This is a genomic window from Pseudanabaena minima str. Chao 2107, from assembly GCF_051131155.1.
GTDB classification, from domain to species: Bacteria; Cyanobacteriota; Cyanobacteriia; order Pseudanabaenales; family Pseudanabaenaceae; genus Pseudanabaena; species Pseudanabaena minima.
In genome coordinates this window covers 336,368-355,372 of sequence record NZ_CP159508.1, presented here as the reverse complement: position 1 = coordinate 355,372, position 19,005 = coordinate 336,368, and the positions used below count along the sequence as shown (strand labels likewise).

19 protein-coding genes and 1 tRNA gene are annotated in these 19,005 nt (G+C 40.5%); 10 read left to right on the top strand and 10 right to left on the bottom strand.

From position 1 onward, the window contains the following. Nucleotides 1-20 precede the first annotated feature (20 nt). Nucleotides 21-1,916: a hypothetical protein gene (locus ABM313_RS01675; protein WP_434685972.1), complete on the bottom strand. Its 1,896-nt coding sequence runs from the start codon at nt 1,914-1,916 to the stop codon at nt 21-23. 175 nt (nt 1,917-2,091) lie between these two features. Here ABM313_RS01675 and trpC point away from each other — a divergent pair, with 175 nt between their 5' ends. The 5 genes from trpC to ABM313_RS01650 all read left to right on the top strand — a co-directional run bounded on the left by trpC (nt 2,092) and on the right by ABM313_RS01650 (nt 5,842). Next, a complete protein-coding gene (trpC, locus tag ABM313_RS01670) occupies nt 2,092-2,961 on the top strand; it encodes an indole-3-glycerol phosphate synthase TrpC (RefSeq protein ID WP_434685971.1) in 870 nt (289 codons plus the stop codon). 32 nt (nt 2,962-2,993) lie between these two features. Further along, the gene (locus ABM313_RS01665) at nt 2,994-3,641 is read left to right on the top strand and encodes a type I restriction endonuclease subunit R (RefSeq protein WP_434685970.1); all 648 of its coding nucleotides are present in this window, start codon (nt 2,994-2,996) and stop codon (nt 3,639-3,641) included. A 122-nt stretch (nt 3,642-3,763) separates the two neighbouring features. Continuing rightward, the gene (locus ABM313_RS01660) at nt 3,764-4,642 is read left to right on the top strand and encodes an alpha/beta hydrolase (RefSeq protein WP_434685969.1); all 879 of its coding nucleotides are present in this window, start codon (nt 3,764-3,766) and stop codon (nt 4,640-4,642) included. A gap of 169 nt (nt 4,643-4,811) precedes the next feature. After that, nucleotides 4,812-5,213, top strand: a complete 402-nt coding sequence (ruvX, locus tag ABM313_RS01655) for a Holliday junction resolvase RuvX (protein ID WP_434685968.1) — start codon at nt 4,812-4,814, stop codon at nt 5,211-5,213. A gap of 185 nt (nt 5,214-5,398) precedes the next feature. Continuing rightward, nucleotides 5,399-5,842: a photosystem I reaction center subunit II PsaD gene (locus ABM313_RS01650; protein WP_103669609.1), complete on the top strand. Its 444-nt coding sequence runs from the start codon at nt 5,399-5,401 to the stop codon at nt 5,840-5,842. A gap of 28 nt (nt 5,843-5,870) precedes the next feature. Here the strand turns inward: ABM313_RS01650 and ABM313_RS01645 are convergent, their stop codons facing one another. After that, on the bottom strand, nt 5,871-6,020 hold the full coding sequence (locus ABM313_RS01645; RefSeq protein WP_434685967.1) for a hypothetical protein: 150 nt from the start codon (nt 6,018-6,020) through the stop codon (nt 5,871-5,873). Nucleotides 6,021-6,240: 220 nt separating this feature from the next. Between ABM313_RS01645 and ABM313_RS01640 the strand changes: the two genes are divergently transcribed. Further along, nucleotides 6,241-6,393, top strand: coding sequence for a chlorophyll a/b-binding protein (locus ABM313_RS01640; RefSeq protein WP_434685966.1), 153 nt, complete (start codon nt 6,241-6,243; stop codon nt 6,391-6,393). Nucleotides 6,394-6,424: 31 nt separating this feature from the next. Here the strand turns inward: ABM313_RS01640 and ABM313_RS01635 are convergent, their stop codons facing one another. The 8 genes from ABM313_RS01635 to ABM313_RS01600 form a co-directional block, all read right to left on the bottom strand. Beyond that, nucleotides 6,425-7,270: an ATP-grasp domain-containing protein gene (locus ABM313_RS01635; protein ID WP_434685965.1), complete on the bottom strand. Its 846-nt coding sequence runs from the start codon at nt 7,268-7,270 to the stop codon at nt 6,425-6,427. 62 nt (nt 7,271-7,332) lie between these two features. Beyond that, complete coding sequence (locus ABM313_RS01630) at nt 7,333-8,271, bottom strand: hypothetical protein (RefSeq protein ID WP_434685964.1); 939 nt, start codon at nt 8,269-8,271, stop codon at nt 7,333-7,335. A gap of 6 nt (nt 8,272-8,277) precedes the next feature. Continuing rightward, on the bottom strand, nt 8,278-9,336 hold the full coding sequence (locus ABM313_RS01625) for an AAA family ATPase (protein ID WP_434685963.1): 1,059 nt from the start codon (nt 9,334-9,336) through the stop codon (nt 8,278-8,280). A gap of 32 nt (nt 9,337-9,368) precedes the next feature. Continuing rightward, on the bottom strand, nt 9,369-12,011 hold the full coding sequence (gene alaS / locus ABM313_RS01620) for an alanine--tRNA ligase (protein ID WP_434685962.1): 2,643 nt from the start codon (nt 12,009-12,011) through the stop codon (nt 9,369-9,371). 336 nt (nt 12,012-12,347) lie between these two features. Next, a complete protein-coding gene (locus tag ABM313_RS01615; RefSeq protein WP_434685961.1) occupies nt 12,348-13,193 on the bottom strand; it encodes an AAA family ATPase in 846 nt (281 codons plus the stop codon). A 144-nt stretch (nt 13,194-13,337) separates the two neighbouring features. Beyond that, nucleotides 13,338-14,252 carry a hypothetical protein gene (locus tag ABM313_RS01610; protein ID WP_434685960.1) on the bottom strand — a complete coding sequence of 305 codons (915 nt, stop codon included), beginning with the start codon at nt 14,250-14,252 and terminating at the stop codon, nt 13,338-13,340. Nucleotides 14,253-14,387: 135 nt separating this feature from the next. Next, nucleotides 14,388-14,723, bottom strand: a complete 336-nt coding sequence (locus tag ABM313_RS01605; protein WP_434685959.1) for a type II toxin-antitoxin system PemK/MazF family toxin — start codon at nt 14,721-14,723, stop codon at nt 14,388-14,390. Further along, nucleotides 14,724-14,972, bottom strand: coding sequence for an AbrB/MazE/SpoVT family DNA-binding domain-containing protein (locus ABM313_RS01600; RefSeq protein ID WP_434685957.1), 249 nt, complete (start codon nt 14,970-14,972; stop codon nt 14,724-14,726). 163 nt (nt 14,973-15,135) lie between these two features. On the opposite strand from ABM313_RS01600, the gene miaB reads away from it, so the two are divergent. The 4 genes from miaB (at nt 15,136) to ABM313_RS01580 (ending at nt 18,959) form a co-directional block, all read left to right on the top strand. Continuing rightward, the gene (miaB, locus tag ABM313_RS01595; RefSeq protein ID WP_434685956.1) at nt 15,136-16,488 is read left to right on the top strand and encodes a tRNA (N6-isopentenyl adenosine(37)-C2)-methylthiotransferase MiaB; all 1,353 of its coding nucleotides are present in this window, start codon (nt 15,136-15,138) and stop codon (nt 16,486-16,488) included. A gap of 78 nt (nt 16,489-16,566) precedes the next feature. Next, a tRNA-Lys gene (locus tag ABM313_RS01590) sits at nt 16,567-16,638 on the top strand. 146 nt (nt 16,639-16,784) lie between these two features. After that, nucleotides 16,785-17,945, top strand: a complete 1,161-nt coding sequence (locus tag ABM313_RS01585) for a glycosyltransferase family 4 protein (protein ID WP_434685955.1) — start codon at nt 16,785-16,787, stop codon at nt 17,943-17,945. A gap of 66 nt (nt 17,946-18,011) precedes the next feature. Next, nucleotides 18,012-18,959: an FTR1 family iron permease gene (locus ABM313_RS01580; RefSeq protein ID WP_434685954.1), complete on the top strand. Its 948-nt coding sequence runs from the start codon at nt 18,012-18,014 to the stop codon at nt 18,957-18,959. The last annotated feature ends 46 nt before the right edge of the window (nt 18,960-19,005 follow it).

The following is a 19,005-nucleotide window of genomic DNA, read 5'->3' as shown; positions in this document are numbered from 1 at the left end:
CGCCCTTTATTTATTTTTATTTATTTTTTGGTTAACACTTTAATTGGTGTTGATGTGGTGGTTGATAAATCCGTCAATGCTGGAGGCTTGTCTGCTGCTTTAGCATCAGGTTTATTTTCTGCGGTTTCCTTCGTATCAGGAGAACTAGATACTGGCTTTGTCTCTTCAGTCTTGCCTGATTCAGGTTTGGCGGGGAAAAATTTACGTGGATCAAAGTTGAAATTTTTGAATACATCCTTGGGAGCAGCAGTTGGCTTAAATGTCTTAGGCTCTTTTTCAGGCAAGACATCTTTGGCTGGTTCCGCAATTGGAGTTACCTGAGTTGCATTTTTCATGGACTCCTTAGAATTCACGGGAGGAGTTACTACTTTAGGCGCGATCGCTTTAGTTGGCTCAGCAACAGGTGCAGTTTTCACCTTGACAGTTGGTGCAACTGGCTTCGGGGTTTCCACCACTACAGGAGTAGGTGCAGCTTTGAGTTTTATCGGTGCAACTTTGGCTGGCTCAGCAACTGGTGTGACCTTAATTGGTACAACCTTAGTGTTTACTGGCGCAGTCGTTGGTGCAACTTTGACTGGTTCTAAAACAGGAGTAGATTTAACCTTAACTGGCTCAGGAATTGGTGATGATTTTGGCGCAATTGGCGCGATCGCTTCTGGAGTTGTTTTGACTGGTGCAACAGGAACTGGAACTACAGGAATAACAGGAACTACTGAAGGTTTCGAGTCTTCCTTAAGCAATGGTGCGACAGGAACTGGAACCACCACAGGGGTAACAGGAACTACTGAAGGTTTAGCATCTTCCTTGAGTGCTGGTGCAACAGGAACTGGAACCACAGCTTTAGGAGTCTCTGCTGGCTTTTCAGTAGGAGTGGTGGCAGCAGGTGCAGGACTTGCCGACTCAACAGCAGGAGGTGTTACTTCAGGGGCAGGTGGTACATAGTCTGGATTGACGATCGCATCAATATTGGCAATCTTTTCGCCACTGACTAATCTTGATAATGTATCAGAGCCATTAGGTTGATAGTTAATCAAGTGAGCAGTGCTATTAAACACGTTGGCGATCGCATCGCCATCTGGCTCTAGCAATTCTAGTTTTACCCAGTTTTGTCCAGTTTTAAATCCTTTGAGATAGATTGGCTCCCAGCGATCAAAGGTAAAACTTTTTCCGTCAATGGTGGCGCGAACTTGCCAATCATCAAGCATCTCTTCATCTTTGCCCAGCAAATGCAATGGTGCATTTTGTAGATAAAAATCAAGCATGATTGGCTCAGCCCCATAGGTTCCTACAGGACGGCTGTAGGTAAGCAGAGGAGTCTTAGGTTCTGGCGTATTTTCACCTGTTTTGGTCAAGACATGGAAAGTAGTCTGTGCGTATGCGCCTTGATTTTTGAAGCTCTCATGCCAAGGACGGGAAGCAAAGGCTCGAATTGTATGGGTTCCAGCGCTGAGATGATCAAATGTTGCGGTTTGATTGAGATCGTAAACGGCTTTGTATTCTTGGTTATCCAAAGTCACATGGATATGTGGACCCAAGCCAAAATCAGCGTTTTTGAAAATTGGCAAATTTTTTACATCAAATTTCACCGATACTTGCGTATCGTTTAAAACTTCATCAGGTTTCGGGCTGATGATACTTACCTGAGGTGTGTAGCGATCAAGTAGACGACTGAGACGTTGAATTTCAGTGGGCGGAGAAACTTCGGTGATATTGACACTAGGTACAGCTACTGCCTTAGATGTGGCTTTTTTACTAACTGGTTTACTATCACCACCGCAAGCCGTGAGGTAAAAGCACAGGGCGATCGCCATTACCAAACTAGTTAACTTTTTCCAAGGGATATTTCGCCAATAAGATTGAACTCGCGAAGTCTTTGGCTTGTCTTCGGGTTGGTTAGAGTTTGCGATCGCGCTCATAAAAACTATGCTCAACTCACATTACACAGGCAAATATACCGAAAAATGACCTCTTTGCTTATAAAGAAACTTCATTATTTATGAAGCTATTTACAAAAGCGCTGTCTAGATAGGTTTTCCATAAATTGATTTATGCTAAAAATTGTTTCCTTTCACCGTAAGAGTTGTTTTATCAATGCAAGTACGTCGCCAATCTGAATTTGCTCGTAACCAAGGCTATGCGATTGCCGCTATCACAGATACGCCCCAAAATATCTTAGAAAAAATTGTCTGGCAAAAGGAGCGTGAGGTAGCGCAAATGTACGCCAACGAGTCGCTAGATTCAGTGAAAGCGAAACTGGCAAATGTGCAACCAGCGCGAGATTTTTATGGCAGCTTGCAAAATTCCCGCACCAAGCCCGCATTGATCGCTGAAGTTAAAAAAGCCTCACCTAGCAAAGGTGTCTTTCGTGAAGATTTTGATCCGCAAGCGATCGCTAGAGCCTATGAAATTGGTGGCGCAAGTTGTCTCTCGGTATTGACCGACGCAGAATTTTTTCAAGGCGGTTTTGAAAATCTGCAACTAGTGCGCCAAGTCGTTGATTTACCGTTACTGTGCAAAGAATTTATTATTGACCCCTACCAAATCTATTGGGGGCGATCGCATGGCGCGGATGCTGTTTTATTAATTGCAGCGATTCTCACTGATGCTGATTTGACTGAGTTACAAGCATTAATTCATCAGTTGGGGATGACAGCTCTAGTTGAGGTACATACGCAAGAGGAATTAGATCGAGTTTTGCAAATTCCTGATGTGCACTTAATCGGGATTAACAATCGCAATTTAGAAAACTTTGTCGTCGAGCTTGAGCAGACCAAAGTTTTAATGGATAAACTAGATTCAGAAACTAGAAATAAATATCTCTGGGTAAGCGAGTCTGGTATTTATACCCGTCAAGATTTAGATTTTGTCCAAAATTGTGGTGCAAGCGCTGTATTAGTAGGTGAGTCTTTAATCAAACAAGAAAATATTGAAGAAGCAGTTAAGAACCTAATACAAATTTAGGAAATTAGATACAAAAATAAGGATTAGAAGTGATGGTAACGACATTAGCAATTTCTAAATATGTTAATAGTTTGCTAGAAGTAGAAACCAAGTTTTCTGTACAGCAATCTCTTAGCGATCGCTTCTTCAGTGAATGGTATGAAGACTTACCAGAGTTGACCGAAGCGGAGAAAAAACGTTGTGATTTATTAAAAGAACGCTATCTTTACCATCGCCATCATGGACATATTAGCGAAGGTCTGGTTAATCAAATCGCGATCGCCCCTTTGCTTGAAATGGCAAGTTTTTACGATCCACCTTTTGACATCAGAGCAGAATATCCTGTTCAACTTGAATCGATAGAATTTGACGAAAATGAAGAAACTATCTATCAAGGACGTATTGATACACTCGTAATTCACAAAAAACTGTGGGTACTAGTCATTGAATCGAAAGGACAAGAATTTAGCATCGAATCAGGTATGGCTCAAGCACTTACCTATATGCTAGATAGCCCTAATCAATCACAACCAACCTATGGATTTATTAGCAATGGTGGATTTTCAATATTTCTTAAAGTCGTAAAAGATGAAGTTAGGCAGTATCAATTTTCCAATGATTTCTCGCTATATAACCGTAGAACTAATGAACTTTTATCTGTACTCCAAATCCTTAAGAAAATCTCTCGATTATTACAGTGAAACTACCACAGTACTTTGCGCTGACTTAAAGTCCAAAATATTTTGAAGGCGACGCTTCGCGCCGCCTTCAAAATATTTTTATAGGTTATAAACTATATCTAATTGCTAATACTAGAGGAGATATGAGTCAAAACTTACAACTATTACTTCAAATATTCCAGAAGTTTTTACTACCTGTTATTCGCATTCTTGCCTTTGCATATATTGGCTTAGCGATCGTGTTATATATTGGTCAGTCAAGCTTAGTTTTTATGCCTAGTAAAGATGTCATAGAAACACCTGCAATTCTTGGAATAAATTTTGAAAATATTCAAATTACCACTAGAGATAATATCAATTTAGATACTTGGTTTGTACCAGCTAAAGATAATGACTTAGTGGGCAAAGGCGTGATTTTATTTTGTCATGGTAATGGTGGCAATATTAGCAACCGCATCAGTTATTTACCAATCTTTAGAGAGTTAGGACTGGCGACTTTTCTGTTTGACTACCGTGGCTATGGCAAAAGTGGAGGGACTCCTAGCGAAGAAGGAACTTATGCGGATGTTGAAGCGGCATGGCAATATCTGACTCAAGAAAGACAAATTCCCCCGCAAAAAATTATTATTTATGGTGAATCTCTGGGGGGCGCGATCGCCTCTTACTTAGCCCAGAAAATCTCACAACCCAATGGCAACAATAATGCAGGTGCTTTGGTGCTTGCCTCAACATTTACCTCAATTAGCGATCGCGCGGCTGAGCTTTATCCATTCATGCCAATTCGATTTCTGTCGCGATTTTCCTACAACTCCATTGAGCGCTTGCCCAGTATTAAAATCCCTGTTTTAGTGATTCATAGCATCGATGATGAGATCATCCCCTTTCATCATGGCGATCGCAACTTTCAAGTAGCCAATCAGCCTAAAAACCTAGTTAAACTACGTGGCGATCATAACGGAGGCTTTCTGGATTCCCTCGAAACCTATCGTAATGGGCTTAACGAATTTATCCAAAGTATATAATCGTGAACAGCGAAACAAAAATTACTAACTATACCAAGTTAAGAAATGGCTACCCATCTATTAACTTAAATATCCTTACTAGGTTTGGGTTTTAATTCATAAAAGTATTGTCAAACTTTCATGAATTGGTATGACGAATTACGAATTATCAACTTAGGAATATCTATCTGTGCTGCTAGGTTTCGATCCAGGAAAACAAAAATGTGGTGTCGCTGTCATGGGGTTAGATCGTAAGCTGCATTTTCAGGCAGTCATCCCCAGCTTAGAAGCGATCTCTAAAGTCGGTAACTTGTTAGATAGCTATCCCATTTCCTTGATGATCATGGGCGATCAAACGGCCTCTAAGCAGTGGAAAGCCGAACTAAAATCCACATTCCCTGATTTACGTATTATTACTGTAGATGAACGTTTTAGCAGCGAAGAGGCGCGTCAAAGGTTTTGGCAAATTTATCCAGCCAAAGGCTTAATGAAATTAATACCCCTCGGAATGCGATCGCCTGATCGCCCCATTGATGATATTGTCGCTGCGATCCTGATTGAACGGTATCTTAGTCGTCTAATTAGTTCATGACTCAAACCCAAATCATTTTAATAAGGCTAGCTTTGCCAGCCCTGTTAAAATGATTTGGGTTTTTCTCTAAAAGTTTTGTCAAGCTTCGTAAAGTAACGTTAAGTAAGCTTGAAGCAGGGGTATATAGAAATGATATCTTTGCTCTTGATATCAAAAGCATATACGCAATTTGGGAGAACATCTCAATGTCAGAAGAAACAGCAACCTTTACTGCACCTGCCCCTAAAGGCAAAACCCCTATCTGGGGTGGTAGCACAGGTGGTTTGCTCAACTCCGCTTTCACCGAAGAAAAGTACTTAATCTCTTGGAATAGCCCCAAAGAGCAAGTATTTGAAATGCCCACAGGCGGCGCTGCAACTATGGTTAGTGGCGATAACTTGCTTTACTTAGCTAAGAAAGAGCAAGCTCTTGCTTTGGGTACGCAGTTGCGTAAATTTAAGATCACCAATTACAAAATCTGGCGCGAATTTCCTAATGGCGACCAAGTTTATCTACATCCTAGTGATGGTGTATTCCCTGAGAAGGTGAATGCTGGTCGCGTTGCCGCTAATAGCGTCAGCCGCAAGATTGGTGATAACCCTAACCCTATAAGCGTCAAGTTTACAGGTAAGGCAACTTACGATGTCTAATTAATAGCTTTGGCTATTACTATCGCTCTCATTTATTTTTATTTTTTACAAAAGCTGCCGCGATCGCATGATTTCGGCAGCTTTTGTTTTGTAGAGACTCGCTGGCGCGAGTCTGTCGGTAGTCCAAAAGCTGCCGCGATCGCATGATTTCGGCAGCTTTTGTTTTTGTGGGACTCACTGGCGCGAGTATCCACAAGATGAGTGTGACAGAGCTTCCCTCATCTTGTGGATCTTTAACAAGGGGCTTAAGCCCCTTGTCTCATTTGCTCTGGTAATAGCTCTGATAGCTTTATCGAATCTATCTTTGGTGGTATAGCTTGTTAAGAAATATAAAGTATTATTAATTCAAGCAAAGATTTTTAAAGTCTAGAAATCAAAACACACAGGAGATAATTGCAATGTCTGACACTACACCTACAGATCCCAAATTTGGTTTTAACAACTTCGCTGAAACTTGGAACGGTCGTCTTGCAATGCTTGGCTTCGTTATCGGTTTAGCGACAGAGTTGCTCACTGGTCAAGGCATCCTTTCTCAAATCGGCTTGCTATAGTTTTTAGTTAGTTAAAAGAAGGGGGCGGTGCTTAGCACTGCCCCTTCTTTTGTGCTAAATATTCCAAAATTTTCTGAAAAAGCTTGATAATCGCATCTTCACCATTATCACGAATAAAAATATCAAAGTTCGGGTGTGAGTTCGCTTCGATTAACCAGTAACTCCCCTGATCATCCAAAGCAACATCTAAACCCACATAAGCGATCGCCATTTTCTGAAAAATAGGTTTAATGAATTCGTTGATCGCCTGAATAACTTGAGAATCGCTTACTTGTTTAGCGATCGCCCCTTCCCAATGTAAAGGACTGAGATTGCCTGTAAATTTTGCTTGCGAAAAGTCTTTGTCATACAAAATCACTTGCTCGCCATTGAGACATACGCAGCGATACTCTTTGACAATATTGATAGACTCTTGAGCAAGTGCAATATAGTCATAGCTTTTAGAGTTGAAATTAAATATATGCTCTAGAGCCTTTTGCATTTGCTGCGGATCGTGACATCTAAAAACATTGCTTCCTCCCGAACCCCGATTTCTTTTGAGAATAATGGGCAGTTTAAATTTTTTCTCAATTTCGGCAACAATTTCATCTATGGAAAAAAACTGTAAGTACTCTTTATATTTTTCATCGCAGTAGGGAGAAATGAAAGATTGAGTTCGCGGCATTTTTACGACATATTGAAAGACTTGATAAAAATATTGCTTATCTTTAAAAATTTCGGCAACAGATTGGGGCGTTAAAGGCGTTGAATAGTTAGTAAAGTAATAGTCACGATCGCCAATTATGACTTTGACTAAGTTTTGATTAGGATGCAAAATCTCATAGGAAATAGATGATTTTTTGCAAGCTTCAATCAGCATTTTAATGTTTGTTAGCATAGTTCTCTAATCCTATAAATAGCTATGTGTAGACATTAGGAATTGAATAGAATAATTATTTGTCATTCTAAAATCTCCCTGGCTTTTCCTAAGTAAGGGGATAGTAGTTTATTAATCTGAGAAACTAGAATCGATTCTTTACTATTTTCTAAATCTCTGAGAATACGCTCTTTTAATCTGTTCTCATGAAGATGATGGATTTTGAATTCATTTGACAAGTGGTTTAGTAGGTTTGTAAAGGCTTCCTTACCACGAAAATATTGTTTGCAATCCTCTAGTAGTAAAGACTGTGGATCTTCAATCCAATTTCTCCAATTATATTCTTCTAAAACTTGATCAAAAATAGCAGCACAGCTTGCTATTTTATTTTTAGATCGTTGAGATTGTTCATCTATTTGCGATATATACCATTTTCGTAAATCATCTATACCTGTAATGTTATTGGGCGCTTCTAATTTAGGGTATAACTTATCTGAATGTAGAAATCTAAATCTAATACATTCTATAAATTCTTTTTGAACCTGACTTTGAAAATACTGTAATAAAAAATCATTGATAACTTCCTCTGTTATCGGGGTTGTGACTTGCTTTGTAGGCTTATTGTTTAATGATTTATCTGGTAGTTGGTTCAAGAAATATGTGATTACATCTAGCTCATCAAGTAAAAAGTTTTCCCATTCATGGCGTTCCCAATAGATGATTTTTGCTTTGTTTCTTTCAATCAAAAGATTGTCTGCGATATTATCTTCTGACGATTTACGAAAATCACGATCTGCGATCGCTAATACAGGAATTACTTTATGAATAGAATTTTCTCTGTTTTTTACTTTGTTATATATTAGCTTTGCGACTGTATTAAAATTGCTACTACCACCAATTTCAATAAATTCATAATTTACTGTACTAATATCTGATGATAAAAGCCGACCAAATGATTCAACTTCAGGACTATTTGGTTCTCCTTCAACTAGGATATATAGAGTGTCGTCTTTAATATTCATTATTAACTACTCTGACAATTTCCCAAGATGAATAATTTCTGAGTCATAGAAAAGACCAATCACATCAGGTGAATGAGTTGTAAAAATATATTGATTATTATCTGTATCGTCTCTCAAGGCTCTAATCAATCTTTTTTGCCAAGTTGGATGCAGGTTAAGTTCAATTTCATCAATTAACACAATTGAATTTTTTGCAATTGCTGAAGTCATACCAACTAATATTCTTAGGATTTGATGCTCGCCAGAACTCATTTGATACAAGTCATATTCAAGCTCATTTTTCTTGAAAATAAGTGTATCTGAATCAGGTCCAGACTCAAAACGCACTAATTCTGATGGATAACAAATTTTGTTGAATAATCGTTTTATCCTAGACCAATATGACTCACCAAATTTTTCTTCATTCCATGTGATGTGCCTAGAATAGTATTTATAAAGTAATAAGAGAACGTCATTGTCTATATTCTCTTCATTTTTATTGTTGAAAATACTATGTTCTAATCGTACTGTCCTCCTTTGATCTAAGTAACAAACTCCACCAATTTTTTCTAAGATGCTTGGAGACTCCAAATTTCCCACAATAGCTTTTTGAGCTACTGCTCGCGCTCCTAAAACGTCAATTAAATCTGACGATTGGTTAGAGATACTAAAAGAGGGGAATGACCAAGTTACATTTAAACTTTCTTGTACAGGAAATTTTTTACCTAATGATAATTTGTCTTCAATCTCCATATGTCCCATATATGCCATCTCGGAATACAGTTTTCTAATAGCTGCTACTTCATCTTCACTTACTGAGTATGAAAACCCGATTTTAGAGATATTTCCCTTTCCTCTGATAATTTGCCGAGGTGACACAACTAAGCCATCTCTTATTATGAAATCTTTTATATCTCCATAAGCTTTTACAACAATAGCAATAGCATCAAAGATAGAAGTTTTACCAGAACCATTAGGACCAACAATTAAAGTCATTAATCTTGGTTTTGATAATTCGTCAGTAAAATCTAATTCGAGATGTTTAATGGCTCGAAAATTTTCAATTTCTAACGAGTGTAGTTTCATGGTTAGACTTCTATCTTGACTTAAGGGAATTGTTAAGAATTACCAAGGGCTTGTCTTAACTGAAGTTCCGCAGCCCCTAGAGCCTCTGGCAACTTGCTTGCATCCTTCCCACCTGCTTGAGCAAGGTTCGGGCGACCGCCGCCACCGCCACCGCAGATTTTGGCGATCGCACCAATAAATTTGCCCGCTTGTAACCCCTTAGCAATTACTTCTTTACTGAAAGAAGCGACAAGTGTGACTTTGCCATCTTCGCTAAAGGAGCCAAGCACGACTGCACTATGTCCTAACTTCGCTGATAGTTTTTCAGCAGCCGCTTTGAGGGCTTCTGCTTCAATATCGGGAAGTTGAGCAACGAGAATTTTAAATGTGCCAACAGGTTCCGCTTCAGAGAGGAGGCTATCAGCCTTAACCAAAGCTAGTTGCTGCTTGAGAGATTCGATCTCTTTTTGGGAATTTTTTAACTCATTTTGCAGTCCTGTAATCCGATCGCTAATTTCTTCGGGTTTAATCTTAAAGCGATCGCTTAAATCTTTGGTGATATTGTCACGCACTGTCAGATATTCCAGAACCGCTTGACCTGCGATCGCTTCGATGCGGCGCACACCAGAAGCAACTCCAGCCTCGGCAATGATTTTGAACACGCCGATTTCGCTAGTGTTTTTAACGTGCGTACCGCCGCAAAGTTCCATCGATACGTTAGGAATATCAATAACGCGAACTTCAGCGCCGTACTTTTCACCGAACATGGCGATCGCACCTTTGGCTTTGGCTTGAGCTATGGGCAATACTTCGATTACAGAGTCATGGGCTTCAGCGATCCAGTTATTGATTTGGAGTTCAATTTGCTGAATTTCTTCCCCAGTGACAGCCCGATTGAGGTTAAAGTCAAAACGGAGGCGATCGCTATCGACTAGAGAACCAGCTTGAGAGACGTTTGGATCGACGATTTTCTTGAGGGCAGCTTGTAAAAGGTGAGTCGCCGTATGGTGTGATTGAATGCGCCGACGCTCGGATACTGCAATTTGAGCATTAACACTATCGCCAACAGCAATTTCACCACGCTCGATTTGTCCAATGTGAATAAACAGATCTGCTTGTTTTTGCACATCACTGATTTTGGCGATCGCTTCACCAATAGCGAGATAGCCCGTATCACCAACCTGTCCACCTGACTCAGCATAGAAGGGAGTCTGATCTAATACGATTTGGACTTTATTGCCTGCGATCGCTGTTTTTACGAGTTCACCATTAACGAGAATTGCTTTGACCGTTGCCGTACTACTAAGTTCTGCATAGCCCAGAAATTCAGTCTTGCCAATTTCCTTAGCGATATTTGCCCAGTTGTCCTTTGCCATTAGGTCAATATCTTCATGGGCTGCTTGTGATCGCTCTTGTTGCTTCTTCATTTCGGACTCAAAGCCATCAGCATCAACAGCAAATCCTTCTTCTTCAGCTATCTCTTGAGTTAATTCAAATGGGAAGCCATAGGTATCATAGAGGGTAAAAGCATCAACACCCGAAATAGTTTTGCTGGCTTTTACTTCAGGTTTGGCAAGAATCTCTTCGAGTAGCTTTTCACCACGCTCTAGAGTTTGTAAAAAGCGAACTTCCTCAATTTTGATTTCATCTTTGATCACTTGTTCTCTTTCGCGAGTGTTGGTATAAACCGATTCGGAAAGGGCGATCGCTACTTCGGCAACTTCAGACGCAAATGTGCCAGAGATGCCAATCAAGCGACCGTGACGTACTACTCGACGTAAAAGACGACGCATAATATAGCCACGTCCGACGTTTGATGCATTAATGCCATCAGCGATCATATGCACAACCGAACGTACATGATCACCAATCACCTTGAGTGAAGTCTTCACTTTTTCATCACTCTTGTGATAATCAATCCCTGCAATATCCGCAGCTTTTTTAATTATTGGGAAGATTAAATCTGTTTCGTAATTATTGGGAACTCCTTGCAAAACCTGTGCCATCCGTTCTAAGCCCAAGCCTGTGTCAATGTTCTGTTTTTTTAATGGAGTCAGATTACCATCGGCATCACGATTTAATTCCATGAACACAAGGTTGTAAATCTCTAAGAACCTTGAATCATCTTCCAAATCAATCGCATCATCACCCAATTCAGGGTGAAAGTCATAATAGATTTCTGAGCAAGGTCCGCAAGGTCCTGTCGCTCCTGAAGCCCAAAAATTGTCATCACCCATACGCTGAATCCGATGGGCAGGAATGCCGATCGCATCACGCCAAATCGCAAAAGCATCTTCATCAGTGTGATAAACACTAACCACTAGGCGATCGGGCGGTAGCTGAAATACTTTAGTTACTAATTCCCATCCCCAAGCGATCGCTTCTTTTTTGAAATAATCGCCAAAGCTGAAATTGCCTAACATTTCAAAAAATGTATGGTGACGTGCTGTTCTACCCACGTTTTCAATATCATTGGTGCGGATACATTTTTGGGATGTGGTGGCACGAGGCACTTCAGGCTCTTGCTGTCCTAAAAAAATGGGCTTAAATGGTAGCATTCCCGCGATCGTCAATAGTACTGTCGGATCAGCAGGTACGAGTGAGGCGCTAGGCAGTACCTTGTGACCACGTTCCTCAAAAAAATTGAGAAATTTTGCACGAATTTCAGCACCAGTAAGAGAGGGAAGGCTAGCCATAAAAGTTTAGATTAATGCAGACAGCAGATAAATGTTCAGGGAAATTTAGCAGGTTTGCAACATGATAAGTACGTGGGCAAACCCTAAAATGTGTCACACGCTCAGCGTGCGCCACATTTTAGCTCTGGTTTTTAGTTATGCCAAGGTACTTATATGTTGGGCAAACCTATATAAATTCTTACAAATTTTAATAATTTCCTAATTGTATTATAACGATTAGGACAGCTTTGCCCAAAACTTTGGTGATTATTGCTATAGCCATACAAGAAAAATCAAAACCCAAAGTAAGAGTGGCGGCGCGAAGCGCCGCCACTCTTACTTTGGAAGCTATCAAAGCTAGAAATCACCGTAATCAACTTGCAAGCAGGTTAAACCCAGATCTCGCCAGACTCTAACAACTTGATCGCGATCGTCCAGCACAAAGGCAACATTGTATTTATCAAGAATAAATTGATCATAAATTTCCTTCTTGACAATGCTGTCTTTTCGCATATCACCAGACTTTCGCATATAGAGACTCTCAAATTCGATCCCATGCTTCTCCAACCATGCCAAGGTTTGAGGCTTGTATTTATCCTCCCTTCCAGACACAAACACGATCGCTTTTCCTGATGTCTGCAAAATGGAGCGTACTGGCTCATTTACTAAATCTTTCTCACAGCTAGCACCATCATAGGGACTGCGATCGCCAATCAAAGCAATGGTTCCATCTAAATCACAGATAATCGCATCGGGTAAGTCTGGATTATAAGCAGGTTGGGGTTTTCTAGGTGGTGCGATAAATTGATTGTACATATCGCGAATTACTTTCTCGCCGACTGAGTTAAACCGCTTCAAATCTCTCTCAATACAAGTCTCTAGAGGTACATGCCGAAAGTCTACTATTTCTAGAACTGCTAAGCCCTTAATTAGTTCTCTAATCCGTGCTTCATGTTTGGGGGCAAGATGTGTATTATCGACGATCACATGCTTCCCTTCCTCTAACGCTGATTTAATTATCAGATCTTGCATATTTAAAACAAATTTTTCATTACCTTTGGAATGGTAGGAATTATCAAGCATGGCACGAAGTTCGTCTTTATTTACCCGCTTAATTGCATTGGGTGATTTATCTACTTTAGCTTTAGCCCATGTGGATTTACCAGAAGCAGGTAAACCAATTGTGAAATAAACTGTCAACATATATTCCCGTCAGTTTTTTGTTTGCATCGTTCTAATATATTGGCGATCACGCGATCGCTTCACATGCCTCATCAATAAAGACAATAACTTATAGCTTTCCTAAATGTGCAAAAAAATGATGTGTTACGTCCGAGCGGTCAATAATTATTGATCATTCTGAGATACTTTTTTGCCTCCATTTTCTGTTAATACTCTCAATTTTTCCAGCGCCAATAACCGAGCAATTTGCTCAGCAAGATAACTAGCAGAGAATCCAGAAACTTTGAAATTTGGTAAGTAGACTTGTTCTTCAATATCTCCAAATGATTGTGAGTGGATAATAACTTTCGAGCCACGCAAAACCTTTTCTTCAGTTCCCGAAGAAGGAAGACTCATGGTTTTTAAAGAATGTGACCAAGCATTAAGTTTATGAGAGAGCCTACTAATTTCTCTTGCTATTGGATTATTATCTAACTCTGTCTCAACTTCTATACCAATAGCCCATTGCTTAAAAATTTTGTATTGTTCCTTAGCACTCAGAATTTCATATTCTTCTTGTGACCACCCCGCACCTTCAGGGAAAAGATCTTCATGAAATCTTCTATCAAAATCTCTTCTAGATAGAATTGCTCCAATAATTCCGTCAACTATTGTAAGTTTTATTTTCTCCCCAAGATCGTTAAAGTGTCTAGACCCAACTACAAAATATGGGAACAGAAAAGTATGAGCGATTCTTAGCTTCAATTCAGTAATTTCTTTTCTCCAAAAACCAACTTTACGATTTGAATAATACTGACTACCCAGATTAACCCCTTGTCCTAAACCATCAAAGTCAATACAAATCAAAGGTTCATCTATTTTATTACATATAGTAAAGTCAATACTTGTCTTCTTTAATCGAGATTTTTCAATGTCTGATATATCAGTAATCTCATCAATATTAAAGATAATGAGAAAGGGCAAATTATGATAGATACGATATTCTTTCTGCCCTTCCCAATTTTCCTTCAATTTGTAAAAGTTAGCTTGCTCAGACAAGCTTGCAAAAACTCTTTTATTAACTCCCATTTTATCCAACATCTAAGTAATTTATTGTGAAATTTTACAACTTTACAAACAATTTAGCACTGGAGATATGTGATCGCTATATTTTTCAAATGAATTAGGTCAAGATCACGCATTGATTCACAACGGTACTAAACCTCAAACTCAGTTTTAATAAATACAAGCATCCAAAATGCTTAAAACCTCAGCCATTAGATCTTCTGAAGCAGCTTCTATCAATTTTACTTTTCTTGATTTGTAATCGATAGACTTTACTTGCTCTACCATTACATAGCCTGTTAGAGTCTTGCTATTAGAGATCGCCACATGAAATGGGAAATCACGCTTAGTGTTTGTAATAGGACAGACGATCGCTAAACCCGTATGTTGATTAAAGAGACTATTACTCACGACTAGAGCAGGTCGCCTTCCCTTTTGCTCATGCCCTGATTGTGGATCAAAAGTGAGAATTATCAAATCTCCTTTTTTGGGAATGTAATTAGCCATCTACCAAGCTTCCAAACCTACAGCAGATCCCCAATCCTCTTCTTGCGGCTTATAGTCTTGAGGTATTTGAGAAACTAAATCTTGAAGCTGATACTTACCACGAATTTTGCGAACTGGCTTGATGACAAGTTGATCTTTTGTAGAGATAATCTCTAGCTCATCACCAACCAAAATATTTGCCTCAGCTAAAACTTCTTTACTGAGTCTAATTCCCTGACTATTGCCCCATTTCTGAACCTTAACCAACATAGCTTTTGGCGATTATTCTTACAGTAAATGTATAGCCTAAGTATAGCCTGAAATTTAAAGGTTTTCATTGGCGATCGCCCCAAAGCTAAACACTTACTAAACAATCCATGCTGAAAGATATTAGAATAGGACAGCAATAATTTCGGCTTGGTTAAACACTTTCATGACTGCTCAGAAATATCACATCGTCACCTTCGGCTGCCAAATGAACAAAGCCGACTCCGAACGCATGGCTGGCGTTTTGGAAGATATGGGCTATCAGTCAACCGAGGAAAGCGAAACAGCCGACCTGATTTTGTATAACACTTGCAGCATTCGTGACAATGCCGAGCAGAAAGTTTATTCGTACCTAGGACGACAAGCCAAGCGCAAACGTGACAACCCTAAATTAACCTTGGTTGTGGCTGGCTGTGTTGCCCAGCAAGAAGGTGAAGCACTATTGCGAAGAGTACCTGAACTTGATCTAGTGATGGGTCCTCAACATGTCAATCGCCTCGGCGATCTGTTGGCACAGGTATTTAATGGTAATCAAGTAGTTGCCACAGAAGAAGCCTATATCGAAGAAGACATCACCACCCCACGCCGCAATAGCTCCGTATCTGCTTGGGTCAATGTCATTTATGGCTGTAATGAAAACTGTACCTATTGCATCGTCCCCTCAGTACGTGGTCGTGAACAATCACGTACCCCCGAAGTAATTCGTCAAGAAATTGAAAAGTTGGCAGCTCAGGGCTACAAAGAAATTACTTTACTTGGACAAAACATTGATGCCTATGGGCGCGACTTGCCCGCAGGTGGGATCGGTGCAGGGATTGGTGGCAAGATTACCTTTACGGACTTGCTTTATTACGTCCATGATGTCGAGGGGATCGATCGCATTCGATACGCCACCAGTCACCCCCGTTACTTTAGTTCTCGCCTAATCAAAGCTTGTGCCGAATTGCCGAAGGTTTGCGAACATTTCCATATTCCTTTTCAGTCAGGTGACAACGATATTCTCAAAGCAATGGCTCGCGGCTATACCCACGAGCGCTACCGCCGCATTATTGACGACATTCGCGAGATTATGCCCGATGCGGCGATTACTGCTGATGCGATCGTTGCTTTCCCTGGGGAAACCGAGGAGCAGTTTGAGCGCACAGTGCAGTTGGTAAATGATATTGGCTTCGATTTGGTGAATACGGCAGCTTATTCTCCTCGTCCTGGTACACCTGCGGCAGTTTGGGAGCATCAGTTGAGTGAAGAAATTAAAAGCGATCGCCTCCAGCGTCTTAACCATGCCGTTAATCAAAATGCGGCTTTGCGATCGCAGCGTTACGCTGGACGCATCGAAGAAATCATGATTGAAGGGACAAATCATAAAAATCCTAACCAAATTATGGGACGTACCCGCACTAATCGGATTGCCTTTACCGAGAACACAACTGGCAAATCATTAGCTGAACTAATCGGTCAGACTCTTTCGATAAAAATTACTGAGGTAAGACCCTTTAGTTTAACTGGCGTAATTTGCTAAATGCATGTTAGACTAGCCAAGCGCGTAAAAAACACATGTGCGGAATGCATATAAAAGTTTACGTTCTTCACTATAAATGGGTCGCTAGCTCAACGGTAGAGCACTCGGCTTTTAACCGATTTGTTCCGGGTTCAAATCCCGGGCGACCCATAAAATACCTCAGAACAGCTAGCACTTCGTGCTAGCTGTTCTTTTTATATTGCGACCGCAACACAATTACCTTGAAAGATAGCCCCAACACTTCGCGCCGCCACTAGTTTTGGTATTATACCTTTGGTAATAATGTGGTGTAGTTCATGCATATTGCATGGTTAGGTAAAAAATCGCCTGCTTGTGGCAACGTGACCTATAGTCGCGAAATTACAAATGCGTTACTCGATCGCGGGCATCGTGTCAGCTTTATGCATTTTGCCCCTGAAAGTGATTCAGACCATGATGAGATAGAAGAACATGCTCAAGAAACGCAAGATGTCGCCTTACCGTTCCTCTACAAATCCACTATTTACACGGTTCCATCCTTAAGAGCAAATAAGATTCTTGTTGATTCTTTGCGATCGCTAAAGCCCGATCTGATTCATGCATCCCTTGCTATATCCCCTCTCGATTTTCGATTGCCAGAAATTTGTGCCGAACTCGATTTACCCCTTGTAGCTACATTTCATCAACCCTTTGACCTGAAGCGGCGTAACCTTGCCTCTAGTACACAGCAACTCACCTATCAAATTTATGCACCATCCTTAGCTGACTACAATCAAGTCATTATCTTCTCTAATATTCAAAAAGAACTGCTAAATAAATTAGGAGTTCCTAATACCAGAATTGCCGTTATTCCCAATGGAGTCGATAGCGATCGCTATTCTCCAGGGGCTTCAAATATTAAAGAGGAACTGAAAGCTGATGTACTTTTTCTCTATCAAGGTCGTCTAGCTGCGGAGAAAAATGTTGAAGCTTTACTCAAAGCGTGGCGTAAAAGCCGAATGCCAGAGGGTTGCAAACTAGCGATCGTTGGGACTGGACCTTTGTTAGCAGGTTTGAAGACTTTTTATGGCAATGATCCCAGCATTGTTTGGATGGGATATATTGCCGATGAGCAGAGACGGATTGAGATTTTGCGTGGGACGGATGTGTTTATTTTACCTTCGCTAGTAGAGGGTTTATCTCTATCACTGCTAGAAGCGATGTCTTGCGGTGTGGCTTGTATAGCGACAGATGTGGGCGCAGATGGTGAAGTAATAGAGAATGGTGCGGGAATTATTCTTGATTCTCATAAGGTAACTTCGCAACTTTGTACGCTTTTACCTTTGTTTGCTGATCACCCAGAGATGGCAAAAATTATTGGTATCAAGGCAAGACAAAGAGTTCTAGATCGCTATACTCTAGTGAAAAATATCGATCGCTTAGAAGCTCTTTATGAGCAAACCATGAGTCAGCAATGGGTTCGGGTGAGTGCTTTCTAATCGTTTTGGGTGCTGGTTAACTCAAACACGATCAACGTATTTACTACTTTTTTAAAGCTAGGCTGGATGTTGCCAGTCAATAAGGAAACTTGTATGGACTTTAGTACTGCATTACCGATTTTTGCAATTACTTTACGCGAGGGAGTCGAAGCGGCTCTGGTAGTTGGTATTGTGATGGCATATCTCAAAAAAGCCGATCGCAGTGCGCTGAATCCTTGGGTATTTGGTGGCATTGGCACAGGAGTTTTGGCGAGCTTTGTGGTGGGGATATTACTAAACTGGTTCCTCAAGCAAGTCGAAAGTACAGAACCAAACCAAGCCGCTTTTTATGGGCAGTTATGGCAAGGAGCTTTGGGACTTACCGCGATCGCTATGTTGAGTTGGATGTTGGTATGGATGACTGAAAATGCCAAATCGCTGAAGGGAGAAATCGAGGGTCAAATCGGTAAGGCGATCGCTGATGAAAAGACTGCTGGTTGGGCAGTTTTTACGCTGATTTTAATCGCGGTATTACGAGAAGGGTTTGAGGTAGTAATTTTTATTTCCGCAAAGCTGCAAGGTGGACTTGTGCCAATCATTGGTGCAATCGCTGGTTTAGTGGGAGCAGTAGCGATCGGGATAGCTCTGTTTCAATTTGGGATTCGCATTAATCTCAAAGTATTCTTTCAAGCGATGGGAGTCTTTTTATTGCTAATCGTGGCTGGGCTGGTGATCAGTGCGATCGGGCATTTGGATAAAGCTGTAGCAGCTTTTGCCGAGCTCTCCCAAACTTCGCTCTGTTTTCCCACTGAGGCAACAACTGAAATATCTTCTTGTTTACTAGGTGATTTAGTTTGGGATGTCCATGAGATTCTGCCAGATAAAGAATTTCCGGGGATTTTGCTCAAAGCTATGTTTGGCTTTCGCGATCGCCTATTTTTTGGACAAGCGATCGCTTACTTTACGTTTCTTGCTTCTGCGGGGTTTCTCTATTTCCAAAGCCTTGTGGATAAGTCGCTAAGCCCAAATAAATAAAGGCGGCGCGAAGCGCCGCCTTTATTTATTTGGGCTTTGGTATTAC